Annotated in this window: 23 protein-coding genes; 18 read left to right on the forward strand and 5 right to left on the reverse strand. The window is 70.3% G+C overall.

The window, feature by feature from the left end; translation table 11 throughout:
- Window positions 1-37 precede the first annotated feature (37 nt).
- Together AMK34_RS19470 and AMK34_RS19475 are read right to left on the reverse strand one after the other, a co-directional pair.
- The gene (locus AMK34_RS19470; protein ID WP_073846220.1) at window positions 38-955 is read right to left on the reverse strand and encodes a hypothetical protein; all 918 of its coding nucleotides are present in this window, start codon (window positions 953-955) and stop codon (window positions 38-40) included.
- The gene (locus AMK34_RS19475; RefSeq protein ID WP_073846221.1) at window positions 952-1,599 is read right to left on the reverse strand and encodes a LuxR family transcriptional regulator; all 648 of its coding nucleotides are present in this window, start codon (window positions 1,597-1,599) and stop codon (window positions 952-954) included. The genes AMK34_RS19470 and AMK34_RS19475 overlap by 4 nt, the downstream gene beginning before the upstream one ends.
- Before the next feature lie 272 nt (window positions 1,600-1,871).
- Here AMK34_RS19475 and AMK34_RS19480 point away from each other — a divergent pair, with 272 nt between their 5' ends.
- From AMK34_RS19480 to AMK34_RS19530, 11 genes are all read left to right on the forward strand, one after another.
- Window positions 1,872-3,104, forward strand: coding sequence for a sensor histidine kinase (locus tag AMK34_RS19480; protein ID WP_038520162.1), 1,233 nt, complete (start codon window positions 1,872-1,874; stop codon window positions 3,102-3,104).
- Window positions 3,101-3,790, forward strand: a complete 690-nt coding sequence (locus AMK34_RS19485; RefSeq protein ID WP_005167072.1) for a response regulator transcription factor — start codon at window positions 3,101-3,103, stop codon at window positions 3,788-3,790. The genes AMK34_RS19480 and AMK34_RS19485 overlap by 4 nt, the downstream gene beginning before the upstream one ends.
- A gap of 150 nt (window positions 3,791-3,940) precedes the next feature.
- Window positions 3,941-4,930 carry a Ppx/GppA phosphatase family protein gene (locus AMK34_RS19490; protein WP_037333010.1) on the forward strand — a complete coding sequence of 330 codons (990 nt, stop codon included), beginning with the start codon at window positions 3,941-3,943 and terminating at the stop codon, window positions 4,928-4,930.
- A 105-nt stretch (window positions 4,931-5,035) separates the two neighbouring features.
- A complete protein-coding gene (locus tag AMK34_RS19495; protein ID WP_073846222.1) occupies window positions 5,036-6,562 on the forward strand; it encodes a hypothetical protein in 1,527 nt (508 codons plus the stop codon).
- A gap of 22 nt (window positions 6,563-6,584) precedes the next feature.
- Window positions 6,585-7,382, forward strand: a complete 798-nt coding sequence (locus tag AMK34_RS19500; RefSeq protein ID WP_037333006.1) for a sugar phosphate isomerase/epimerase family protein — start codon at window positions 6,585-6,587, stop codon at window positions 7,380-7,382.
- A 141-nt stretch (window positions 7,383-7,523) separates the two neighbouring features.
- Entirely contained in the window at window positions 7,524-8,354 is an 831-nt protein-coding gene (locus tag AMK34_RS19505) for a thioesterase family protein (protein ID WP_016330916.1), read from the forward strand.
- Window positions 8,355-8,378: 24 nt separating this feature from the next.
- Window positions 8,379-9,194 (forward strand): pyrroline-5-carboxylate reductase, encoded by an 816-nt coding sequence (gene proC / locus AMK34_RS19510; RefSeq protein WP_073846223.1) that lies wholly within the window; start codon window positions 8,379-8,381, stop codon window positions 9,192-9,194.
- Between the two features lie 193 nt (window positions 9,195-9,387).
- Window positions 9,388-9,603: a helix-turn-helix domain-containing protein gene (locus AMK34_RS19515; protein ID WP_016330918.1), complete on the forward strand. Its 216-nt coding sequence runs from the start codon at window positions 9,388-9,390 to the stop codon at window positions 9,601-9,603.
- A gap of 145 nt (window positions 9,604-9,748) precedes the next feature.
- Window positions 9,749-9,850, forward strand: a complete 102-nt coding sequence (locus tag AMK34_RS19520) for a 30S ribosomal protein bS22 (protein WP_007030867.1) — start codon at window positions 9,749-9,751, stop codon at window positions 9,848-9,850.
- Between the two features lie 286 nt (window positions 9,851-10,136).
- Window positions 10,137-11,186 carry an NAD-dependent epimerase/dehydratase family protein gene (locus AMK34_RS19525; RefSeq protein ID WP_038520149.1) on the forward strand — a complete coding sequence of 350 codons (1,050 nt, stop codon included), beginning with the start codon at window positions 10,137-10,139 and terminating at the stop codon, window positions 11,184-11,186.
- Window positions 11,183-12,274 (forward strand): lysophospholipid acyltransferase family protein, encoded by a 1,092-nt coding sequence (locus AMK34_RS19530; RefSeq protein WP_073846224.1) that lies wholly within the window; start codon window positions 11,183-11,185, stop codon window positions 12,272-12,274. Before AMK34_RS19525 ends, AMK34_RS19530 begins: the two co-directional genes overlap by 4 nt.
- Before the next feature lie 75 nt (window positions 12,275-12,349).
- Here the strand turns inward: AMK34_RS19530 and AMK34_RS19535 are convergent, their stop codons facing one another.
- The 3 genes from AMK34_RS19535 to AMK34_RS19545 all read right to left on the reverse strand — a co-directional run bounded on the left by AMK34_RS19535 (window position 12,350) and on the right by AMK34_RS19545 (window position 15,239).
- On the reverse strand, window positions 12,350-13,252 hold the full coding sequence (locus AMK34_RS19535; RefSeq protein WP_016330921.1) for an HAD family hydrolase: 903 nt from the start codon (window positions 13,250-13,252) through the stop codon (window positions 12,350-12,352).
- A gap of 96 nt (window positions 13,253-13,348) precedes the next feature.
- Window positions 13,349-14,431: a DUF5667 domain-containing protein gene (locus tag AMK34_RS19540; protein WP_083649907.1), complete on the reverse strand. Its 1,083-nt coding sequence runs from the start codon at window positions 14,429-14,431 to the stop codon at window positions 13,349-13,351.
- 109 nt (window positions 14,432-14,540) lie between these two features.
- Window positions 14,541-15,239, reverse strand: coding sequence for a sigma-70 family RNA polymerase sigma factor (locus AMK34_RS19545; protein ID WP_073846225.1), 699 nt, complete (start codon window positions 15,237-15,239; stop codon window positions 14,541-14,543).
- 292 nt (window positions 15,240-15,531) lie between these two features.
- Between AMK34_RS19545 and AMK34_RS19550 the strand changes: the two genes are divergently transcribed.
- The 7 genes from AMK34_RS19550 to AMK34_RS19580 all read left to right on the forward strand — a co-directional run bounded on the left by AMK34_RS19550 (window position 15,532) and on the right by AMK34_RS19580 (window position 23,720).
- Complete coding sequence (locus AMK34_RS19550) at window positions 15,532-17,016, forward strand: AMP-binding protein (RefSeq protein WP_143202490.1); 1,485 nt, start codon at window positions 15,532-15,534, stop codon at window positions 17,014-17,016.
- Window positions 17,017-17,026: 10 nt separating this feature from the next.
- Window positions 17,027-17,263 (forward strand): glutaredoxin family protein, encoded by a 237-nt coding sequence (locus AMK34_RS19555; protein ID WP_038520134.1) that lies wholly within the window; start codon window positions 17,027-17,029, stop codon window positions 17,261-17,263.
- 58 nt (window positions 17,264-17,321) lie between these two features.
- Window positions 17,322-18,857 carry a molybdopterin-dependent oxidoreductase gene (locus tag AMK34_RS19560; protein ID WP_073846227.1) on the forward strand — a complete coding sequence of 512 codons (1,536 nt, stop codon included), beginning with the start codon at window positions 17,322-17,324 and terminating at the stop codon, window positions 18,855-18,857.
- A gap of 178 nt (window positions 18,858-19,035) precedes the next feature.
- Window positions 19,036-19,863: a redox-sensing transcriptional repressor Rex gene (locus AMK34_RS19565; protein ID WP_378418400.1), complete on the forward strand. Its 828-nt coding sequence runs from the start codon at window positions 19,036-19,038 to the stop codon at window positions 19,861-19,863.
- A 1-nt stretch (window position 19,864) separates the two neighbouring features.
- Window positions 19,865-21,172 carry a glutamyl-tRNA reductase gene (locus AMK34_RS19570; RefSeq protein WP_073846228.1) on the forward strand — a complete coding sequence of 436 codons (1,308 nt, stop codon included), beginning with the start codon at window positions 19,865-19,867 and terminating at the stop codon, window positions 21,170-21,172.
- Window positions 21,173-21,179: 7 nt separating this feature from the next.
- A complete protein-coding gene (hemC, locus tag AMK34_RS19575) occupies window positions 21,180-22,127 on the forward strand; it encodes a hydroxymethylbilane synthase (RefSeq protein WP_016330928.1) in 948 nt (315 codons plus the stop codon).
- A gap of 60 nt (window positions 22,128-22,187) precedes the next feature.
- Window positions 22,188-23,720, forward strand: coding sequence for a uroporphyrinogen-III synthase (locus tag AMK34_RS19580; protein ID WP_005151748.1), 1,533 nt, complete (start codon window positions 22,188-22,190; stop codon window positions 23,718-23,720).
- The last annotated feature ends 1 nt before the right edge of the window (window position 23,721 follow it).

Genomic DNA, 23,721 nt, shown 5'->3' on the forward strand with positions numbered 1-23,721 from the left:
TCGCTCTCGAACCACCGCGTTCAGAGGACGAATTGCGTCAGGGGAGGGCTTGGACCGACTCGATGCCGGCCGCCTTCCACCCCTCGGGCAGCCGCTGGAGGCGCAGGACGATCGGCAGGTACCGCTTCGACGCCTGCCCGGCCGCGTCCGTGACGTCCGACGTCGCGAAGAGCAGCACGCTCGCCTTGTCGTCCACGACCTCCATGACAGCCGCGGCCGGGTTCGGCGCCGGCGACGCCTTCGTGCCGCCGGACCGGATCTGGTTCAGCCGCGCCGCCTTGTCCTGCTGGAACTGGCTCAACAACTGTCCGGTCGACACGGACTCGTAGCGGGCGTACGTGCCTTCGGGGTCGGCCGGATTCACGTTCAGCAGGGCTTCCGCGGCGCGCAGGGCACCGTCCCGCGCGGAATCCCGCACCCTCGCGAACACCCGGTCGCCCGCGCCCGGCTTCTCCGCCGCGGGCGGGGAGTCCGCCGGATTCACCTTGACCTCGCCGATCCGCCAGCGGTCACCCTCGCGGACGGTCGCGAGCAGCACCGACGCGATGCCCTTGCTGGTGGCACCGGCCCTGGTGCTGCTCTGGTCCAGGACCGTGAGCACCCGCGCCTTGTCCGGCGTCTGCTCGACCGCCGCCGACACGATCACCTTGGTCACGAGCTTGATCGGCTCGGCCGATTTCCGGACCTCGGCGAACAGTTTCGCCAGCTCGTCGCGCGCGCCCGGCGTCACGTTGTCGGCGAGTGCCTTCTCGTAGGCGGGCACGGCCGTGCTGTCGTAGGAGAACACCGCTTCGGCGGCCGTCTTCACCGCCGTGAGCACGGACGCCGTCTTCGCCGGATCCACCAGCGCGAGGTTCGCGGGCGGGCTCTCCGGTTCGGGCCGGGCGGCGCCGGAGACCGTGGTGGTGCAGCCCGCGAGCGCGAGCAGCACGGCCAACCCCGCCCAGCGCCTCACAGCAGGCCGAGTTCCCGTGCCCGGGCGTCGACCTGCAGGCGCGACGTCACGCCGAGCGCGACCAGCAGCTCCGAGACGCGACGCTGATAGGTGCGCACGCCCATGCCGAGGCTCTTCGCGGCCTTCTCGTCCTTGCAGCCGGTGGTCAGGAACTCGAGGATCTGCGGTGCCTCCATCCGGATGTCGGCGAACCGCGCGTCGAACGTCTCCAGGGTGGTGGACGCGAGCCAGGCGGTTTCGAACAGCGACAGGATGCCCTGCACCAGCTCGGGGCGCGAGATGACGCTGTAGGAGCGCACCGCCTTGCCCTCGTCGCCGGCCATGATCGCGACCCGCTCGTCGAGCAGGATCGTCTCGTTGATCTCCTCGGTGCCGATCCGGATCTGCGCGCCGAGACCGGACAGGTGGTGCAGATGCTGCGCGGTCTGCTCGTTCAGCAGGACGCCGGGGCGGTACAGCTTGCGGATCCGCTTGTCGTGCACCAGCCGTTCGCCCTGCCGCGTGAGCGACGGCCGCGAAAGCGCCCAGGTGTAGAGGTCGTCGGCCGCGCACGCGATGTCGGTCGCCGCGACGAACAGATGAGCCGTCCGGTCGAACAGCTCTTCTTCTCCGCGAATCAGGGAGATGTCACTGACGAGTTCCACGGCGACAGTCTTCCAACATTCCCCGGGGGCCGTGACGGGAACGTCGCTATTCACCGGTGAACGATCACGACGAAAGTCGGAATCCGGGCATCACGCGGCGACGATGTCCCCGGTTCGGGTGACCCGGCTCACCCAGGAGATCTCGGCCAGGGATCGGCCACGTGAACGGCGGCCGACCTGCAGGCGAACAGGGGCTCCCCAGGTGTCATAGGCATCACGAGTACGCGGCCGGGACTAGGCCAAAAGACTACCCACGCGCTTACGATTCCCCTGTGACCACGCCTGTTGCACTCGCCCTGGCCGTCGGCGGACTGATCGTCGGTGTGGTTTTCGGCTTCCTGATCGCGAGGGGCCGCGCCCGCCGCGAGGAGCGGCGACCGACCGGTCCCACCGTGGCCGAACTGCTCGAACGCCTCGTGCGGTCCAGCAACAACGGCGTCGTCGTCCTCAACAGGTTCGGCGACATGGTCCTGCACAATCCGCGTGCCTACGAACTCGGCCTGGTGAAGGTCAACCAGGCCGATCCGCGGGCCCGCAAAGCCGCCGAGCAGGTGGTCGAGACCGACGAGCCGATGGAGATCGACCTTTCCCCGCTGGAGGCGAGGGGCCGTCAGCCCGAGGCCGTCCTCGGCGAGGTCCGCCCGCTCGGCGACGGGTTCACCGTGGTCGAGGCGGTCGACCACTCCGAGGCGATCCGGCTCGAAGCCGTCCGGCGTGACTTCGTCGCGAACGTGAGCCACGAGCTGAAGACGCCGGTGGGTGCCATCGCGCTGCTCACCGAGGCCGTCCTCGACGCCGCCGAGGACACCGAGGAGGTCCGCCGCTTCGGCGGCAAGATCCTCCGCGAGTCGACCCGGCTCGGCCAGCTGGTCACCGAGCTGATCGCGCTGTCGCGGCTGCAGGGCGCCGAGCGGCTGCCCGACCTCAACGTCGTCGAGGTCGACGCCGTGGTCCGCGAGGCGCTCGGCCGGACGACGCTTTCGGCGGAATCCGCCGAGATCACCATCACCACCGACGCGGCCAGCGGCCTGCTCATCGAGGGCGACCGGACGCTGATGGTCACCGCGCTGTCGAACCTGCTGGAGAACGCCGTCGCGTACTCGCAGCCGGGCAGCCCGGTGTCGATCAGCAGGCGGCTGGTCGACGGCAAGGTCGAGATCGCGGTGACCGACCGCGGCATCGGGATCGCCGAGGACGAGCAGCAGCGTGTCTTCGAGCGGTTCTACCGCGCGGACAAGGCGCGGTCGCGGGCGACCGGCGGCACCGGGCTGGGGCTGGCGATCGTCAAACACGTGGCCGCCAACCACGGCGGTTCGGTCGGCCTGTGGAGCCGTCCCGGCACCGGGTCGACCTTCACCCTGCGCATCCCCGCGCACATCCCCGCCGAACCGGCCGCGCCCGTGAAACAGGCTCCGCCGGCCTCCCGGCCGGAGAAGACCCCCGAGCGGACACCCCGTCTCGTGGCAACAGGGCAAGAAAGCCCCGACCATGGAGGAAACCTGTGACGAGGGTTCTCATCGTCGAGGACGAAGAGTCGTTCGCCGACCCGCTCGCGTTCTTGCTCCGCAAAGAGGGCTTCACCGCCGCCGTCGCCGTGACGGGGCAGCAGGCGCTCGAGGAGTTCGACCGCAACGGCGCCGACATCGTCCTGCTCGACCTCATGCTCCCCGGTATGAGCGGCACCGACGTCTGCAAGCAGCTCAGGCAGCGTTCCGCGGTACCGGTGATCATGGTGACCGCGCGCGACAGCGAGATCGACAAGGTCGTCGGGCTGGAACTCGGCGCCGACGACTACGTCACCAAGCCGTACTCGGCCCGTGAGCTCATCGCGCGGGTGCGGGCGGTGCTGCGCCGCGGCGGCGAGCCGGGCTCCGAAGGCGACCTCGCCCCGCTCGTGCTGACCGCCGGGCCGGTGCGGATGGACGTCGAGCGGCACGTGGTGACCGTCGACGGCCAGGAGGTCTCCTTGCCGCTCAAGGAGTTCGACCTGCTCGAGTACCTGCTGCGCAACGTGGGCCGCGTGCTCACCCGCGGGCAGCTGATCGACCGGGTGTGGGGCGCGGACTACGTCGGCGACACCAAGACGCTCGACGTCCACGTGAAGCGGCTGCGGTCGAAGATCGAGCCGGACCCGGGCTCGCCCCGGCACCTGGTCACCGTCCGCGGCCTGGGCTACAAGTTCGAGACGTGAGCTGAAGGGGACTTTCCCGGCATAAGACGCGGTGAAGGACGCTTTCCTCGCATCGCATGCGGGGAAAGTCCCCTTCAGCCCCCGCCCCTGCGATACAGATCACGGTTACGGTTTCGTGACCTCACGTGGGGGCGGGTACCGTAGACGCTCGTGCGCCTAGGGGTACTCGACGTCGGTTCCAACACCGTCCACCTGCTCGTGGTCGACGCCCACCGTGGCGCCCACCCGACCCCGATGCATTCCGAAAAGGCCGTCCTCCGCCTCGCCGAGCAGATCACCCGCAACGGCGACCTGAGCCGCGCGGGCGCGGACAGCCTCGTACGCGCGGTCGAATCGGCGAAGGCGGCCGCGGCCCGGCTGGGCTGCGAAGAGGTCATGGCGTTCGCCACCTCCGCGGTCCGCGAAGCCAAGAACGCCCCGAAGGTGCTGGCGAAGGTCCAGGAGCAGACCGGCGTCGAACTGAAGGTGCTTTCCGGGATCGACGAGTCCCGGCTCACCTTCCTCGCCGTCCGCCGCTGGTTCGGCTGGTCGGCGGGCAAGCTGCTCGTGCTCGACATCGGCGGCGGCTCGCTCGAGATCGCGATGGGCCGCGACGAGGAGCCGGACCTGGCCGAATCGCTGCCACTGGGCGCGGGCCGGACCACGCGGACGCGGTTCCAGCACGATCCGCCGTCCCGTTCGGAGCTCATCGCGACTTCGGTGTGGCTCGAAGAACAACTCGCCCCGCTCGCGAAGAAGGTCGCCAAATTGGGTGAACCCGATCGTGTCGTGGCGACCTCGAAGACGTTCCGGTCACTCGCCCGGTTGACCGGAGCGGCGCCGTCGGCCAGCGGGCCGCATGTGCGCCGTACCCTGACCGACACCGCGTTGCGCCAGCTCATCGCGTTCATCTCCCGGATGACCGCCCAGGACCTGGCCCAGCTCGAGGGGGTCAGCGCGAGCAGGTCGCATCAGCTGGTGGCCGGCGCGCTCGTCGCACAAGCCACCATGCGGGCGCTTTCCCTGGAAGAACTGGAGATCTGTCCGTGGGCGCTGCGAGAAGGTGTCATCCTTCGACGGCTGGACCATTCGAACGGTGCGGACGAGACTGTGGGCGGCAGCGCCCGACTGGACTTAGTCGACGGAGAACGGGCACGGTGAAGAGGTGACGGAAATGCGGATGACGGTGGATAGCGCGCGCGACGCCGCCGATGCCCCGTCGCGTGCCGGTTCACAACGGCTCGAGCGCGCATTGGACAGCACGGTATGACGGACGAGACAGAGAGCGGCCAGCCACAGAAGACCGTGGCGGAGCTGCTCGCGCAGCATGGAGCCCAGCCCGAAGGCGGGCGCCGCAGGCGACGCCGCGCGGCCGACGACGAGGACGAGGCTCCCGAGCCCACTCGCGGACGGCGCGCGCCGTCGGTGAGTGACACCGCGCCGCAGGCGATCATCGACCGGGTGTCCGGCGACACCCCGCCGCCCGCCAACCGTCCGCCGCGCCGCGCGCGCCCGCAAGACTCCGGAGCGCGTCCGCTCCCGCAGCCGCAGCAGGATTCCGCGCCGCTGCCGGTGCCGCCGAACGCCCCGACCCGGCAGACGCCGCCGGTGCGCCCGCCGCAGGAGCAGAGCGGCTATCAGCAGCGTCCGCCGCAGCAATCCGGGCAATTCGTCCGGCCGACGCCGCCGCAGGAGCAAAGCGGTTACCAGCAGCGCCCGCCGCAGCAGTCGGGTCAGTTCGTGCGGCCGACACCGCCGCAGGAGCAGTCCGGCTATCAGCAGCGTCCGCCGGATTCCGAGGGGCTGCCCCCGCGCGGTCGTCCGCGTCCGCCCGGCCCGGAGGAGACCCGCGGCGCGGTGCCGCCGGTCCGCCGCCGTCCCGAACCGCCCGCCGGGCCCCCGTCGTCGGGGCTTTCGGCGAGACTCGACGGTGGCCTCGACGCCCCGGCCGAAGACGTCCAGGACCCGCCCGGCCCGATGGCCAGCGGCTCGTTCGCGACGCCGCCCGCCCAGCCGGCGCGGCGCCGTCGTCCGGCGGCCCGCCCGCCGCAGCCGAAGGCCGAGCCGAGCACCGAGCAGTTCGCCGCGGTCGGCGAAGAGGCCGCGCCCGAACCCGAGGCGCCCGTCGAACCGGCGGCACCGCCCGCGGGGCTCGCCGGATGGCGCAAGCGCAGGCAGAAGGTGCAGTCCGAGGACACCGAGATCGGCGGCATCCCGCCGGTGCCGCCCCCGGTCGCGCCCGTCGAGCCGGACCCCGAGCCCGAACCGGATCCGTTCGACGCCGGACCGCCCACCATGGGGCATCCCGCGCCGATGCCGTTCGTGCCGCCGCACTCCCTCGACGATCGCGACCGTCAGGACAACCTCGACGACTACGAGCGCGAGTTCGCCGACCCGGCGTATCCGGACGGCGGCCCGGACTTCGAGCGTGACGACTACGGCTACCGCGCCGACGAGTACGAGGACGACTACGACGACGATCAGGCCGAGGAGGTCGTCGACGAGCCCGCGGCGCCCGCCGAGAAGGCCTCGCCGGGGAAGCAGTGGCTGGCGCTGGCCGGTCAGCTCGCCCTCGGCGTCGTCGGTGGTGCCGCGGTGTGGCTGGGCTTCAACTGGCTGTGGGTTAACCTTCCCGCCGCCGCGTTGGTCGCCGCGTTGCTGGTGATCGTCGCGCTGGTGTGGATCGTCCGGAAGATCCGCAAGGCGGAGGATCTGCAGACCCTGGTGCTCGCGGTGCTGGTCGGACTGGTGGTGACGGTCTCACCGGCCGCACTCCTGCTGGTCGCCCGTTAGCGGCCTCGGGAAGAATGCCGGAATGGTTCAGCAGGTTCCGGTAGGCCTCTCGACGGCGTCCGTCTGGCCGTTGCGGGCGGGAGTGGCGTTCGAGCTGGCCGCCGACCTCGGCTACGACGGTGTCGAGGTGATGGTCTGGGCCGACCCGGTCAGCCAGGACGTCTCCGCGTTGCGCCGGTGGTCGCGGCGCACCGGGGTGCCGGTGCTGTCGATCCACTCGCCTTCGCTGCTGATCACCCAGCGCGTGTGGTCGCCGGATCCCGTGGTGCGCCTGCGGATGTCGGTGGAAGCCGCGCAGGAACTGGGCGCGCGCACGGTCGTGGTGCATCCGCCGTTCCGGTGGCAGCGCCGCTACGGCGACGCGTTCGGCGACCTCGTCGACGAGCTCGAAGAAGCCAGCGGCATCGAGATCGCGGTGGAGAACATGTTCAAGGTCCGCCCGCCCGGTGGCTCGCGGACGTCGCGGGTGTCGGCGTTCCGGCCGTCGATCGACCCTACGGACGTAGGGTTTCGCCACTACACGCTCGACCTGTCCCATACAGCGGCAGCCGGGATGGACGCCCTCGCGCTCGCCGATCGAATGGGTCCCGGGCTCGCGCACGTCCATCTGGCGGACGGCACGGGGCTCCCGAAGGACGAGCACCTGGTGCCCGGTCGTGGCATCGAACCCTGCGCCGAACTGCTGGAAAAGCTCGTGAGCAGCGATTTCTCCGGACAGGTCGTGCTGGAGATCAACACCCGGCGGTCGCCGAGCGCTGCGCAGCGGTCGCGGGATCTCGCGGAGTCACTCTTGTTCGCGAGGCTGCACCTCGGTCAGTGACAAAGATCGTCTCCAGGTGCGGAGATTCATTCCTCCCTGCGCCCGAGGCGCTGGTACACGTAAAGTTCCGACCGTGAACCAGCTGCGCTTGTTGATCTCCCGCACCCCGATGGATCGGCTCGTGGCCTGGGTCAGTGCTCGGTGAGCGCGACCGACGAAACGAGCACCTCCTTCGACGAGGCATGCGCGACGAGATCACTGGGTGACGGCACGTTCACGGCGGTACTCCGTACTGAATGGTCGATCGGTGGACACCCCCACGGCGGCTTCCTGATGGCTCTGATGGCACGGGCCGCCCTGTCGTTCCTCCACGAACGCGGAGAGCCGCCGTCCGAGCCGCTCGCGATCAGCGCGGAGTTCCTGCATCCGCCCGCGGTGGGGCCGGTGCTGCTGCGCATGGACGTCCGGAAGGTCGGCAGGCGCGCCTCGGTCGTCGGGGTCCTGCTGGAGCAGCGGGGCCGCAGCTGCGTCGAGGCCAGGGTGACCACCGGACGGCTGCCGATGCGGCGGCCGGAGTGGACCGACGTCCCGGCCATGGCCGCGGAGCCGCCGCCCGGCGCGGTGCCCGTGACCGGCGAGACCTCCGAAGGCCTCTTCAACCTCGCGAAGGGCTGCGAAGTCCGGCTCGACCCGGCGAGTGTCGGCTACCTGCACGGCCGGATCGGCGATCCGCCGAGGATGCGGCTGTGGGTCCGGCCCCGGCACGGGCTCGCGGACCCGTACTTCGCCCTGCTCGCGAGCGACGTGAACCCGCCGGTGGTCTACAACCTCGGCCGGGTCGGCTGGGCGCCCACCGTGCAGCTGACCGCGTTGCTGCGCACCCGGCCGGCGCCGGGCTGGCTGCGGGTGATCGTCCAGAGCCAATCGGTGCACGAGGCCTGGTTCGACTCGGACGCCCTCGTGGTCGACTCGCAGGGCAGGCTGGTCTGCCAGGCGCGGCAGCTGGCGCTTGCCCCGGCGCCTGGAGCCTGACGGCCGTTTGGCACGCTGAAAGGCATGAGCGTGATCGCGGTTCTGGGTGCCGGGAAGATCGGGGAGGCCCTGCTCTCGGGCCTGCTGCACGGCGGGCACAGCCCGGACGACCTCCTGTTCACCGAGCGGTATCCGGCGCGCGCGGCCGAGCTGACCGAGCGCTACGGCGTGCACGGGGTCGGCGTCGCCGACGCCGCCCGCCGGGCCGACGTGCTGGTCGTCGCGGTCAAACCGCAGGACATCGAGCCGGTGCTGGACGAGCTCGCGCCGCTGCTCGGCGAGGACTCCCTGGTGGTCTCGCTGTGCGCGGGCCTGCCGACCGCCCTGTACGAGCGCAGGCTGGCCGACGGCGTCCCGGTGGTGCGGGTCATGCCGAACACCCCGATGCTCGTGGGAGAGGCCATGAGCGCGGTCTCCGCGGGCGCGCACGCGACCGCCGAGCACATCGCGGTGGTGAAGGACCTGCTTTCGCACGTCGGGCAGGTCGTCGAGGTGCCCGAGTCGCAGCAGGACGCCGTCACGGCGCTGTCCGGCTCCGGGCCCGCGTACTTCTTCTACCTGGTCGAGGCCATGATCGACGCCGGGATTCTGCTCGGCCTGCCGCGGGCGCTCGCCGGCCAGCTGATCATCCAGTCGGCGGTCGGGGCGGCGAAGATGCTCGCCGAGTCCGATGAACACCCGGTGCTGCTGCGCGAAGCCGTCACGTCGCCCGCCGGGACGACCATCAACGCCATCCGTGAGCTGGAGAAGCACGGTGTCCGCGCGGCGCTGCTGGCCGCCATCGAGGCCGCGAAGGACCGCTCGACCGAGCTGGGCCGCGCCCACGAACCCCGCGTTTAGTCCTCTGGATGCGGTGGTTCGACGTCGAACCACCGCATCCAGAGGACGAAATGCGTAGTCGGACGGGCCCATCCCGGTGACTCGCGTCGCTTTAGCCACACGTGTCCCGCTACTCTCAGGAGAGCACGTGCGTGTCGATACCACAGGTGGGGAAGCCTCGTGGCGCGACACGTGTCGAAGGACACGGTGAATCATGCCGCCGAACAAGAAGGATGATCTGCCCTCAGTGGGCCAGGTCCAGTTCCTGACGGTCGCCGAGGTGGCCACGCTGATGCGGGTCTCCAAGATGACCGTCTACCGCCTCGTTCACTCGGGCGAGCTGCCCGCGGTGCGCGTCGGGAAGTCGTTCAGAGTGCCCGAAAAGGCCGTACACGAGTATCTGCAAGGCGCGTACTTCGACGTGGGCTGAGGCTCGGTCCGCGGAGCACAACGTGCCCGCCCGAGGGCGTCTTCCGGGGCGCGAGTACCCTGGAAGACCGCTCGTGCCTGTGCGCTCCACCCGTTGGACGCTGCGCCGGGCAGCGTGACCGACGACGAAGGAAGGAGCGCTCACGATGGGCTCTGTGATCAAGAAGCGCCGTAAGCGCATGTCGAAGAAGAAGCACCGCAAGTTGCTGCGCCGGACGCGCGTTCAGCGTAGGAAGGCCGGCAAGTAAGACACAGCCGGTGAGTGGCCCGTCCAGTTTCTGGACGGGCCATTCCCATTTCGTGGGCGGTTTCCGCCCATTCGAGTGAGACGTGGATCCCCTCTGCGAGCAGCGGGTTAATAGCATGTAAGCGCTGACTCGACTACCCCTAATGAGCGGTAACATCTCAAGGGCAGCCGCGCGATGCTTCCCATGAGTGCAGGTTCGCGCACACACGGTCGATGGACCAGCGCTCAAGGTCATCAGGACCCCGTGATCGAAAGTCCGAGAACCGCCCAAAGCCGCAGGGAGTCCTATGCCGTCGAACATCGTGCTCGTGACCGGGGTCGGGGGAGACCTTGGCGGGAAGCTGCTCGCCAGACTCGGCAACAATCCGGGGTTCGAGCGGGTGATCGGCGTGGACACCACGCCCCCGCAGAAGTCGGTACTGCAGCGCATGGGGCACGCTGAGTACGTCCGCGCCGACATCCGCAATCCGCTGATCGCCAAGGTGATCAGCACGGCCAAGGTCGACACCGTGGTGCACGCCTCGTGCACCGCGCATCCGGCGGGCCCGGCTCGCCGGACGGCGATCAAAGAGGTCAACGTCATCGGCACGATGCGGCTGCTGGCGGCTTGCCAGCGCTCGCCGCTCGTGCGCAAGCTCGTGGTGAAGTCGACGGCCGCCGTCTACGGCGCCGGCGCGCGCTCGCAGGCCGTCTTCACCGAGGATTCGGAGCTCATCCCCACCTCGGCCAGCGGCTACGCGAAGGACGCCGTCGAGATGGAGGGGTATGTCCGCGGGCTCATGCGCCGCCGTCCCGACATCACGACGACGCTCCTCCGGTTCGCCAACATCATCAGCCCGGAGATCGACACGGTGCTGTCGCGCTACTTCGCGCTGCCTGTCGTCCCGACCGTCTTCGGCTACGACGCGCGCATCCAGCTGCTTCACGCCTCGGACGCGCTGGCCGTCTTCGAACAGGCGACGCTGAACGACAAACCCGGCGTGTTCAACGTCGGGTCGGAGGGGGTACTCACCCTTTCTCAGGCGATCCGGCGAGCCGGGCGGGTCGAGCTGCCGATGCCCAGCGGCGTCGTGCCGTCGGTCGGCAAGGTGCTGCGCGGAGCGCGGGTGGTCGACTTCTCCGCCGACCAGGTCCGGCTGCTGAACTTCGGCCGCGTCGTGGACATCACGAAGCTCAAGAAGGACTTCGGCTACACCCCGCGGTGGACGACGCGGGAAGCGTTCGACGACTACATCACCGGCCGCGGGCTCCGGCCCGTGGTGGACGGCGGCAAGCTCGCCGGATTCGCGGGCAAGGTGCTGGTGGCCGCGGCGACCGGACAGGCGGCGCACCGGTGAGCAGGCCACACGAGAACTCTCACGAAGGCGAGGCGGAAAACGTGAGCGGCGCTGAAGCGCAGGTCATCCCGTTGCACGGCCCCGGCAGAGAGAAGCCGGACGCGGCCGCGCAGGCGGAACGGGATCTTCGCGAGTCGGAAGAAGCTCAGGACCATCTGGACTCCGAACGCCGGGCCGACGCGCCCGTCGTCGAGTTCCCCGGGGCGGCGCGGGTCTCGCCCGCCCGGACGAGGCCCGCCGACGCGGACCTCCTCCCGGACTCGCTCAGGACGGCGTTGGCGTTCGTGCGTGACCGGCTGACCGGTGACTACACCGTCGACGAGTTCGGCTTCGACGCCGAACTCACCGAGACCCTGCTGTTGCCGCCGTTGCGCGCGCTGTACGAGAAGTGGTTCCGGGTCGACACGTTCGGCGTCGAGAACCTGCCGGCCGACGGCGGCGCGCTGCTGGTGTCGAACCACTCCGGCACGGTGCCGCTCGACGCGTTGATGACCGCCGTGGCCGTGCACGACCACGTCCCGGGCGGCAGGCACCTGCGCGGGCTCGGCGCGGATCTGGTGTTCCAGTTGCCGCTGATCGGCTCCTTCGCCCGCAAGTCCGGGCAGACGCTCGCCTGCAACGCCGACGCGGAACGCCTGCTGCGCAAGGGAGAACTCGTCGGGGTCTGGCCGGAAGGGTTCAAGGGGATCGGGAAGCCGTTCTCGTCGCGCTACAAGCTGCAGCGGTTCGGCCGCGGCGGTTTCGTCTCCGCCGCGCTGCGGACCGGGGCGCCGATCATCCCCGTGTCCGTCATCGGCGCGGAGGAGATCTACCCGAAGATCGGGGACATCAAGCTGCTCGCGCGGGTGCTCGGCCTGCCGTACTTCCCGGTGACGCCGCTCTTCCCGCTGCTCGGCCCGCTCGGCGCGATCCCGCTGCCGACGAAGTGGAGCATCGAGTTCGGCGAGCCCATCCGCACGGACACCTACGACGCGGACGCCGTGGACGACCCGATGCTGGTGTTCACGCTGACCGACCAGGTGCGGGAGTCGATCCAGCAGTCGCTGTACAAACGCCTTTCGCAGCGGAAGAGCGTCTTCAAGGGCTAGACACCCTCACGCGTTTAGTCCTCTGGATGCGGTAGTTGCACGCGCAAGGACCGCATCCAGAGGACTAAACGCGGGTCAGCGCTTGCGGTAGGCCATGCCCGCCGCGACGGCACCGGCCACGGCACCGACGCCCAGCACCGACGGCACGCCGATCTTCGCGGCCTTGCGTCCGGTCCGGAAGTCACGGATCTCCCAGCCGCGTGCCCGCGCGACGTCGCGAAGGCCGCCGTCGGGGTTCACCGCGACCGCGGTCCCGACGACCGACAGCATCGGGACGTCGTTCTGCGAGTCCGAATACGCCGTGCAGCGCTTGAGATTCAGCCCTTCGCGTGACGCCAGCGCGCGCACGGCGTGGGCTTTCGCGCGGCCGTGCAGCAGGTCGCCGACGAGACGGCCGGTGTAGACGCCGTCCTTGGTCTCCGCGACGGTGCCCAGCGCGCCGGTGAGGCCGAGGCGCCGCGAGATGATGGCCGCGAGTTCGATCGGGGTCGCGGTGACCAGCCAGACACGCTGCCCGGCGTCGAGGTGCATCTGCGCGAGCGCCCTGGTGCCGGACCAGATCTTGTCCGCCATCAGCTCGTCGTAGATCTCTTCGCTGATGTCGGTCAGTTCCTGCACGGTACGACCGGCCACAAAGGACAGTGCGCGCTCGCGGTGGGTTTTGATGTCCTCCTTGTTCTCCCGGCCGCCGAGCCGGAATTTCACCTGCTGCCAGACGAATCCGGCCAGATCGGCGGACGTGAAGAACTTGCGCGCGGCCAGGCCGCGGGCGAAGTAGAAGATCGACGCGCCCATCATCATGGTGTTGTCGACGTCGAAGAACGCGGCCGCCGTCAGGTCCGGCGGCGCGGGCGGCGCGGGCGGTTCGAGGGCTTCTGCGGACGCGGTCGCCATGGCGGCCTCGGCCGACGCCTCGCCCGCGAGCTCGGCCAGCCGTTCGAGCTCTTGACTCTTATCCCTGCCCCGCCACACTGACACGCACACCGCCTCCGGAATCCCAGGTGCCTGTGCACAGCGTAGCGAGCGGCCGACCACGCTGTCCCGGGTGTGGCGCCTGCCTCACGTGACACCGAGTCAGCCGATGACTATCGGCGGTAACCCCGGGATGAGCGGCGGAATCGAAACCAGCGGTGGCGGTGGCGTGGTGGTCGTCGGCGGCACCGTCCTCGTCGTCGGGCCGGGCGTGGCCACGACGGGCGGCGGCGTGCCTCCTGACGGCGGGGCGAGCGGTCCGGTCGGGGCCGCGGTGTCCACACCGGACGATGGCGGCACCGAGGTCGGCGTCGGCGTCGCGGACGGAGCGGACGACGGCGGGGAAGACGTCACCGGCGGCAGGACGGCGTCGGGGGAGTCGGGATTCCGGACGCAGTCGCCGGCGGCCGGGACCGCGCCCAGCTCGTCGGACGAGCCCGTGGTGATCGTGTAGCAGACCAGGCGCGAGCCGAGATCCGTCGTGCGCGCCTGGACCCTCTCGAGCAGCACGCGCGCCGAGTCGAATTTGTCGCGTGCTTCGGCGGGGGCGTAGTCGATCTGGAGACCGAGCCGGTCGGACTGCTGACGCGCCCAGGACCGGAGCTCGGCGAGCCGGGCCTGGCCACCCTGATCGGTGACGAGCGCCGTCAGCTGCGAGACGCCGGCGCGGAGATCGGTCTCGAAATCGGCGAGCCCGGTGAAATACGCGGCGGTGGGCGCGCCCTGCCGGGTCAGCTCGTCCAGCTCGCCGACGCGGTTCGCGGCGAACTCCAGATGCTTCTTCGCCTTGTCCTGCTCGTCGAAGGTGAGCCCGAGCGAGGCCGATTCACCCGCTCGTTTGATGCCGTAGAGCGGATCGCCCGGCAACGCGTCCTTGGACAGCAACAGGGTGATCCCGCCGAGCGCCAGGACGAGCGCGACGGCGGCCGCGGCGAGATTGGCGATGGCGTGACCACGTCGCTTCGGCGCGGCTTCGGCTTCGGCGAGGCGTCCGGCGATCTCGTCGCGGATCCGCTGCCGGGTCTCCGCGTCGGGGGCGCCGCCGGCGCCGAGTTCGCGCAAGCCGCCGACGAGCGCGAGTTCGTGCGCGAACTCGTCGTCGTCCGGGGATTCGGTGCCGTCGACAAGGTCGGCGAAGCGGTCACCGTCCGCCCGCTCCCGCGCGAACCATCCCGGCACGCCCACGGCGAAGTCTCCATCTGCTCAGCCCGGTCCTGACACCGGTCTGGCAGTGAAAACGAGCGGGGACGCCCAAGGGTTACGGCAAGGCCGGGTGAGGCATAAATATGGAACCTTAACGCAGTCCTGTGGGCAGAAGTTGTGCCAAACGGCGTACCGCGCGGTGCTGAAGGGCCTTGATGGCGCCCTCGTTGCGCTTCATGATCGCGGCGGTTTCGGCGACCGAAAGCCCCTGCATGAACCGCAGCACGATGCACTCGCGCTGATCCTCGCCGAGTTCGGCGACGCACCGCAGCAGTTCGGCGCGGGTGGCGCGGCTGATGGCCTGCTGTTCCGGCCCCGCGACGGCCTGCACGCCGACGTTCCCGATCGGTGCCCCGTTGGGCTCGGCGACCTCGTCGGTGACCACCTCGAGGCGGAACCGGCTCGACTTCACGTGGTCGAGGATGATGTTGCGCGCGATGGTGACGAACCAGGCGCCGACGTCACGCCCCTGGTAGCTCACCGACGTGATGCGGCGCAGCGCGCGGAGGAACGTCTCGCTGGTGACGTCTTCGGCCAGGTCCCGGTCGCCGAGGCGGAACAGGACGTACCGGTAGACGACGTCCACATAGCGGTCGTAGAGCCGCCCGAACGCGGAGGTGTCGCCGTCCTGAGCGGCGCTGACCAGCTCCCAGGCTTCGGCCTTCGCGGCTTCGGCGGCGTCAGTGCCTTCTTCGACCTTGGGCCGGGCCGACGGCGCCGCGGGGAAACCGCTCCGGCGGAGGATGTGGCCAGCCAGCATCGAGACGGGGTTGGGCGCGGGAAGAGTCACGGTCCACCTCCCGTTCCGGACAGGGAGGACCGGCCCGCATGTCCCACCGCCGCGTGGGCCTGCAAGATCTGCACGTCCGGACTCCCTTTCTCACCATCGAGTGATCAACACCACTCGACGACGCACAGCAGCATACGTGTAGTTACCGCGAAGTAGGTAGCGGTGCCGGGGTTACGGAACTGCGACGAAAGCGAGTGACCCCCATGACGGTGGCCGGGATGACAAACTGGCAACGCCGTACACCGAGGGAAGAGGTTCGCAGTTGAGCGCGGAGCAGGTTGCCGATGCAAGTGTGCCCACTTTGCTCGCCGAGGCCGCTCGTCAGTGGCCGGGCAAGGCGGCCGTCCAGGAGACCGGCGGAGGTGTCGCGCTGACCTGGGCGGAACTCGACAACGCCGCCCACACGCTGGCCCGCGCCCTGCTCGACGCGGGAATCGAGCGCGGCGACCGGGTGGCGTTGCGGCTGCCGACGTCGGCCGCGTTCGCCGTCTCGCTGTTCGGGGCGCTCCGGGCGGGCGCGGTGGTCGTCCCGATCTCGCCGCAGGGGCCGGCCGCGGAACTGAACGGGCTGCTGGAGCACAGCGGCGCCCGGCTCGTCCTCGAACGCGAACCCACCGAGGAACTCCCCGACGGGGTGACAAGCCTCTCACCGGCTGTTACCTCGGATGGAGCAGCCGAACCGGTCGAAGCGTCCGGCGCCGGTGAGGACATTGCGGTCATCTCGTACACCTCCGGCACCACCGGCCCGCCGCGCGGCGTGATGCTGTCGCACCGGGCGCTGCTCGCGAACCTCGACCAGCTGAGCCGGATCACCCCGGCTCCGCTCGTGCACGGCGACCGTGTGCTCATCACCATCCCGTTGTTCCACGTCTACGGCCTCGGCCCCGGCCTGCTGCAGACCACGGCGGTCGGCGCGACGGCGATCCTGTCCGAGCGTTTCCTCGCCGAGCGCACGCTGGCCGACTGCACCGAGTACCGGGTGACGTCGATCGCCGGCGTGCCCGCGATGTACGCCGAATTCGCCGCGATGGACCCCGAGGAACTCGGGCAGGGCCTCTCCACCGTGCGGCGGATGACCTCGGGTGCGGCGCCGCTGCACCCCAAGATCCTCACCGCCCTCCGCGGCGCCACCGGACTCGACGTCTACGAGGGCTACGGCCTCACCGAATGCGCGCCCGTGGTCACCACGACCCTGGTCACCGGTTACCCGAAGCCCGGTTCGGTCGGGCGGCCGCTGCCCGGCGTCGAGCTCCGCCTGGTCGACAGCGACGGCGACGCGGAGCCCGTCCCGCTGGACCCGGACGACCTCGGTGACGCCTTCGACGAGGACGGCGGCACCGGCCTGGTGTCGATCCGCGGCGCGAACCTGTTCTCCGGCTACTGGCCCGACGGCTCGCACGGTCCCGACGAGGAAGGCTGGTTCCGCACCGGCGACGTCGGCTACCTCGACACCGACGGCGACCTGCACCTGGTGGACCGGGCCAACGACCTGATCATCGTCAACGGTTTCAACGTGTTCCCGCACGAGGTCGAGAACGTGATCTCGATGCTGGACGAGGTCGTCGAGGCCGGTGTCGTCGGCGTCGTCGACGAGCGGACCGGCGAGGCGGTGAAGGCCGTCGTCGTCCCCGCGCCGGGCGCTTCGCTGTCGGAACAGCAGGTCGTCGAGCACTGCGCCGAGCACCTGGCCGGGTACAAGGTGCCGCACACCGTCGAGTTCGCCGAGTCGCTGCCGCATTCGGCCACCGGGAAGCTGCGCAGGATGCGCCTCAGGTAAGGATTGGGGCATGGCCCACCACGTGACCGTCATGACCCGCACGGGCTGCCACCTGTGCGAGGTCGCGGAACAGGACATCGAGCGGATCTGCGGCGAGCTGGGCGTCGCCTGGTCGGCCCAGGACGTCGACAGCGATCCCGAATGGCGGGCCGAATACGGCGACCGCGTGCCGGTGATCCTCGTCGACGACGCCGAGCACGGCTACTGGCGCGTCGAAGAGGACAGGCTCCGGAAAGCATTGGCGTAACACACTCGTAAGGGGCGATCGGCCGCCTCAATGGCCGATTCGCTCCGAAGATGGAGTCGTGGACGACGAACGCAGGCTCACCTTCCCGCAAGCCGCGCTGACCGGGCTCCTGTCACTGGCGGCAGCCCTCGGCGTGGGACATCTCGTCGCGGGCTTCGTCGGGTACACGGCCTCGCCGTTCGTCGCCGTCGCGAACTTCGTCATCGACCACAGCCCGCACGCGGTCGTCGCCTGGGCCGAGCGGACGCTGGAGACCTGGGACAAGCCCGTCCTCAAGATCGGCCTGGCCGTGGTGCTGGTGCTGTTCGCGCTGCTCGCCGGGCAGCTCTCGCGCCGCAATCCACTGCCGGGACAGGTGATCGTCGGCGTCCTCGGCGCGGCAGGTGTCGCCGCCGTCTTCGTGCGCACCGACCTTGGGCAGATCGCGCTGCTGGCGCCGGTGATCGCCACCGTCGTCGCTCTGATCGTGTTCACGCGGTTGCATTCGTTCTTCCGCCCGAAGGTGTTCTTCGACGACCGTGAAGGCGAAGGCCCGGACCGGCGCAGGGTGCTGATCACCGGCGCGTCCGTCGCGGCGGGCGCCGGCGTCGCCGCGCTGACCGGCCAGATCGTCGGGACCAGGAAGAACGCGGAGGAGTCGCGGGCCGCCGTCGGCAGGCTCGTCGCGGCGAGGACCGCGCCGCCGATACCGCCCGACGCGGATTTCGCGAAGCTCGGCACCCCGCCGTACCTCACTCCTTCGAAGGATTTCTATCGGATCGACACGGCGCTGGTGGTCCCGCAGGTCCGCACCGAGGACTGGAGCCTGCAGATCCGCGGGATGGTCGACCGCGAGGTCACCTATCGGTATGAAGATCTGCGCTCGCGGCCGCTGATCGAACGCGACGTCACCCTGTGCTGTGTCTCCAACGAGGTCGGCGGCCCGTACATCTCCAACGCGCGCTGGATCGGCATCGACCTGCGGGATCTGCTGAACGAGGCGGGCGTGAAACCCGGCGCCGAGCAGATGTTCGCGACCAGCGTCGACGGCTGGACCTGCGGAACCCCGGTCGAAGCCGCCCTGGATCCGCGGCGCGGCGCGATGCTCGCCCTCGGCATGGACGGCGAACCGCTCCCGATCGAGCACGGCTTCCCCGCGCGGATCGTGATCCCCGGGCTCTACGGCTACGTGTCCGCCACGAAATGGGTGACCGAGCTGGAGATCACCACCTGGGCGGAGCGCAAGGCGTACTGGCTCGACCGCGGCTGGGCCAAGGAAGCGCCGGTGAAGACGCAGTCGCGGATCGACGCGCCGGGTTCGGCGGTGAACGCGGGCAAGGTCGTGGTGTCCGGGACCGCGTGGGCACAGCACACCGGTGTCGCGAAGGTCGAGGTCCGGGTCGACCAGGGGCCGTGGAAGGAGGCCGTCCTGTCGGCGGAGACGTCGAAGGACACTTGGCGGATGTGGTGGACCGAGGTCGACGTCGCCGCTGGTCAGCACGAGATCGCGGTGCGAGCCACGGATCAGTCCGGCTACACGCAGACGCAGGAGATCGCCGGAACAGTCCCGGATGGAGCCACCGGCTGGCACAAGGTGACGGTCAACGCGCGCTAGAGAGACTGACCACAGCACCTACCAGTGACTTTGTGCCTGCGTTCACAAGTGGCTACCGTAGATACGTCGCCTCCGAAAGCGCCCGGCATCGAACCGGACTCAGCGCGGCGGGTCAAGAGCCGTTTTCCAGGTTCGGGCGATTCATGTCGTCAGCAGGGACAAGAGGGAGCGGACAAGCGTGGTGTCGCAACGAGGCCGGCGCACCCGGGTGACACCGGACGCCGACAACGCGCCCACCGCGGAGATGCCCGCCGTCGAGACCACCGCCGAGCCGGAAGCGGTCCGCGCGAAGTCGATCCCCGAAGCCGCCGTCGCCCGCCTCGCCGTCTACCTCCGTGTTCTCTCCGGGCTGGCCGAGCAGGGCGCGACGACGATCTCCAGCGAGGAGCTCTCGCAGGCCGCGGGCGTCAACTCCGCGAAACTGCGCAAGGACCTGTCCTACCTCGGCTCCTACGGCACCCGCGGCGTCGGCTACGACGTCCAGGTGCTGGTCAGCCAGATCGAGCGCATCCTCGGCCTGACCCGCAAGCACAAGGTCGCCGTGGTCGGCATCGGTAACCTCGGGCACGCGCTCGCCAACTACGGCGGGTTCCCCGGCCGCGGGTTCCCGGTCGAGGCGCTGTTCGACCTCGACCCGGATCTGGTCGGCGTCCCGGTCGGCGGTCTCCCGGTCTCCCATCTCGACGAGATCCCCAAAGTCTGCGCCGAACGGCAGATCTCCATCGGCGTCATCGCCACTCCGCCCACCGCCGCGCAGTCGGTCTGCGACCGGCTCGTCGCAGGTGGCGTGCAGTGCATCCTGAATTTCGCCCCGGTCGTGCTGCAGGTTCCGGCACATATCGAGGTGCGCAAGGTCGATCTCGCGGTCGAGCTGCAGATCCTGTCGTTCCACGTCGCTCGTCGCGCCGATCTGGCCGCTAACGGCAACGGCGGAGGGGACAGTGGCCCCGGGGGCGCCGAGAATGGCAGCGTGAACGGCCACGGCAACGGAATGGTGGTGCGCTGAAATGAGCGTGTTGGCGGTCGGGCTTTCGCACCGCAGTGCCGAGCTGAACACCCTGGAGCGCGTCGCGGTCCCCGCGACCGACGTGACCAAGGTGCTCCACGAACTGCAGCAGGCCGAGCACGTCAGCGAGGCGATCCTCGTCTCGACCTGCAACCGCATCGAGGTCTACGCCGTCGTCGAGACCTTCCACGGTGGCCTCAACGACGTTTCCGACGTGCTCGCCCGCCAGGCCGGCATGCAGCCCGCAGACCTCTACGAGTCGCTGTACGTGCACTACGCCGGCGCCGCGATCGAGCACCTGTTCTCGGTCACCTCGGGGCTGGACTCGATGGTCGTCGGCGAGACGCAGATCCTCGGCCAGATCCGGTCCTCCTACGCCACCGCGCGGGAGGCCGGCACCGTCGGCCGCACGTTGCACGAGCTGATCCAGACCACGCTGCGCGTCGGCAAACGCGTCCACACCGAGACCGGGCTCGACCAGCTCGGCGCGTCGGTGGTCTCCGAGGCGCTCGCCGCGGCCGGGGACATCGCGGGCAAGCACGCGCTGATCATCGGCGCCGGTTCGATGGGCGCGCTGACCGCGTCGCAGCTGCGCAAGTCCGGGATCGGCGAGATCACCATCGCCAACCGCACCGAGGCCAGGGCCGCCCGCCTCGCCGCCGCGAGCGTCGAGCAGGGAGTGCCCGCGAAGGCCGTCCAGATGAGCGGGATCGCGGACGCGGTCGCCGAGGCGGACGTCGTCGTCTGCTGCACCGGCGCGCAGGCCGCGGTCTTCACCGCCGCACACGTCCCGGCCCGTGCCGGGCGCCCGCTGGTCGTCTGCGACCTCGGCCTCCCGCGTGATGTCGACCACGACGTCGCCGCACTGGCCGACGTCACCGTGGTCGACCTCGAAACCATCCAGCGCCGCATGCGGGAAGCGGGCACCCCGACCACCGAACGGCAGACCGCGAAGGCCACCGGCATCGTGCTCGACGAGGTGCGCGAGTACCTCGCCGGCCAGCGCAGCGCCGAGGTGACCCCGACGGTGACGGCGCTGCGGCGCCGGGCGGCCGAGGTGGTCGACGCCGAACTGCTGCGGCTGGACAACCGCCTGCCGGACCTCGACGCCGGGGTCCGCGAGGAGGTCGGCCGCACGGTCCGCCGCGTGGTCGACAAGCTGCTGCACGCGCCGACGGTGCGGGTCAAGCAGCTGGCCGCCGAGACGGCCGACACCGACTACGCCAACGCGCTGCGTGAGCTGTTCTGCCTCGACCCGCAGGCGCCCGCAGCGGTGGCGAGTCCCACCGCAACGCCGAAAGACGAGTGATCATCCAGTGAGCAGAGTCATCCGCATCGGGACGCGCGGCAGCAAACTCGCCCTCGCGCAGACCGGCACCATCGCCGACGCCCTGCGTGCCACCGGGGCCGAGGTCGAGCTCGTCACCGTGACGACCCCCGGCGACAAGTCGTCCGCGCCGATCCCCACGATCGGGGTCGGCGTCTTCACTTCCGCGCTGCGCGAAGCCTTGCTGCGCGAGGAAGTCGACGTCATCGTGCACTCCTACAAGGACCTCCCGACGAAGCCGGAGCCGGGCATCACGCTCGCCGCCGTGCCGCGCCGCGAGGACCCGCGTGACGCGCTGATCGCCCGTGACGGGCTGACGCTGGGCGAGCTCCCGCCCGGCTCGACCGTCGGCACCGGCTCGCCGCGGCGGACCGCGCAGCTGCGCGCGCTCGGTCTCGGTTTGGAAATCGTGCCGATCCGAGGCAATATCGACACCCGCATGCGCAAGGTGAGCGACGGAGAGCTCGACGCCGTCATCCTGGCGCGTGCCGGACTGGCCAGGATCGGCCGGGCGGAGGAGATCACCGAGACCCTCGACCCGATCCAGATGCTGCCCGCACCCGCGCAGGGTGCGCTGGCGGTGGAGTGCCGGACCGGTGACGTGGACATCGAGCACCTGCTCGGGTCCACAGTGGACGATGAAGGCACCCGTGCCGTGGCGACCGCCGAGCGGGCGTTGCTCGCGGCGCTGGAGGCCGGGTGCAGCGCACCGGTCGGAGCGCTGGCGGAGATCGTCGAGGACCTGGACGCCGAAGGGCGGGTCGTCGAGCGGATCTCGTTGCGGGGCACCGCCGCCGTCGAAGGGGACGGGGACGCGGTCGACATGGTGCGCGCTTCCGCGCTCGCCGACAAGCACGAAGCCGATCAGCTCGGCCGGACACTGGCCGCCGAGCTGCTCGACCTGGGGGCCGGTGCGCTGTCCGGCCCCGCCCAGTGAGTCAGAACGTTGAAGGTAGGGCCGCGCTCGACTGCGGCCGCTCAAGAGGAGAACGCACAGATGACCCCCGCGCGTAAGACCACCGGGCGTGTCGCCTTCGTGGGCTCGGGCCCCGGTGACGCCGGTCTGCTGACCGTCCGCGCTCAGGAGCTGCTCGCCAAGGCCGAGGTCGTGGTGACCGACCCGGACGTCCCTTCGGGCGTCCTGGCCTTCGCCGCCGAGGGCGCCGAAGTGCGCCCCGCCGTCGGCGAGGCCACCGAGGTCGCCAAGGACCTGGTGAACGAGGCCAAGGCCGGACGACTGGTGCTCCGGCTCATCGCCGGTGACCCGCTGACCCAGCCCGCCGTCGTCGCCGAGGTGCAGGCCGTTTCCCGGACCAGCGCCGTGTTCGACATCATCCCGGGCGTCTCGCCCGGCGCGGCCGTCCCGGCGTACGCCGGTGTCGCGCTCGGTGGCACGCACACCGAGGTCGACGTCCGCGGCGACGTCGAGTGGGCCGCGCTGGCCGCGACCCCCGGCCCGATCGTGCTGCACGCGACGTCGGCGCACCTGGCCGAGGCCGCGTCCGCGCTGACCGAGCACGGACTGGCGCCGACCACCCCGGTCGCCGTCACGTCGAACGGCACCATCAACACCCAGCGCACCCTGGACACCACGCTGGCCACCGTCGCGAACGAGGCGGGCGAGCTCGTCGGCCCGCTCATCGTGACCATCGGACAGGCCGTCGGCCAGCGTTCGAAGCTGTCGTGGTGGGAGTCGCGCGCGCTGTACGGCTGGAAGGTCCTGGTGCCGCGCACCAAGGAGCAGGCCGGTGAGATGGCGGAGCGGCTTCGCGGCCACGGCGCCACCTCGCACGAGGTCCCGACCATCTCGGTCGAGCCGCCGCGCAGCCCCGCCCAGATGGAGCGTTCGGTCAAGGGTCTCGTCGACGGCCGCTACCAGTGGATCGTCTTCACCTCGACCAACGCCGTCCGCGCGGTGTGGGAGAAGTTCGAGGAGTTCGGCCTCGACGCCCGCGCCTTCTCCGGCGTGAAGATCGCCTGCGTCGGCGAATCGACCGCCGCTAAGGTGCGCTCGTTCGGCATCATCCCCGAGCTGATCCCGGAGGGCGAGCAGTCCTCGGAGGGTCTCCTCGCCGAGTTCCCGCCGTACGACGACGTCCTCGACCCGGTCGACCGCGTGCTGCTGCCGCGGGCCGACATCGCCACCGAGACTCTTTCGGCCGGCCTGCGCGAACGCGGCTGGGAGATCGACGACGTGACCGCGTACCGCACCGTGCGGGCCGCGCCGCCGCCCGCCGAGACCCGCGAGATGATCAAGACCGGCGGTTTCGACGCGGTCTGCTTCACCTCGTCCTCGACCGTGCGGAACCTCGTCGGCATCGCCGGCAAGCCGCACACCCGCACGCTGGTCGCGTGCATCGGCCCGAAGACCGCGGAGACCGCCGTGGAGTTCGGGCTGCGAGTCGACGTCCAGCCCGAGAAGGCCGACGTCCCGCACCTGGTCGACGCGCTCGCCGAGCACGCCGCCCGGCTCCGTGCCGAAGGTGCGCTTCCGCCGCCTCGCAAGGCGAAGCGGGCTCGCCGCTCCTGAC

Source organism: Amycolatopsis sp. CB00013 (genome assembly GCF_001905755.1).
Lineage (GTDB): Bacteria > Actinomycetota > Actinomycetes > Mycobacteriales > Pseudonocardiaceae > Amycolatopsis > Amycolatopsis japonica.

Excerpts from the sequence above, each read along its gene's own strand:
- AMK34_RS19555 (WP_038520134.1), top strand. The coding sequence starts at position 17,027 with ATGGCCCACCACGTGACCGTCATGACCCGCACGGGCTGCCACCTGTGC.
- AMK34_RS19580 (WP_005151748.1), top strand. The coding sequence starts at position 22,188 with ATGACCCCCGCGCGTAAGACCACCGGGCGTGTCGCCTTCGTGGGCTCG.
- AMK34_RS19525 (WP_038520149.1), top strand. The coding sequence starts at position 10,137 with ATGCCGTCGAACATCGTGCTCGTGACCGGGGTCGGGGGAGACCTTGGC.
- AMK34_RS19520 (WP_007030867.1), top strand. The coding sequence starts at position 9,749 with ATGGGCTCTGTGATCAAGAAGCGCCGTAAGCGCATGTCGAAGAAGAAG.
- AMK34_RS19515 (WP_016330918.1), top strand. The coding sequence starts at position 9,388 with ATGCCGCCGAACAAGAAGGATGATCTGCCCTCAGTGGGCCAGGTCCAG.
- AMK34_RS19570 (WP_073846228.1), top strand. The coding sequence starts at position 19,865 with ATGAGCGTGTTGGCGGTCGGGCTTTCGCACCGCAGTGCCGAGCTGAAC.
- AMK34_RS19500 (WP_037333006.1), top strand. The coding sequence starts at position 6,585 with ATGGTTCAGCAGGTTCCGGTAGGCCTCTCGACGGCGTCCGTCTGGCCG.
- AMK34_RS19495 (WP_073846222.1), top strand. The coding sequence starts at position 5,036 with ATGACGGACGAGACAGAGAGCGGCCAGCCACAGAAGACCGTGGCGGAG.
- proC (WP_073846223.1), top strand. The coding sequence starts at position 8,379 with ATGAGCGTGATCGCGGTTCTGGGTGCCGGGAAGATCGGGGAGGCCCTG.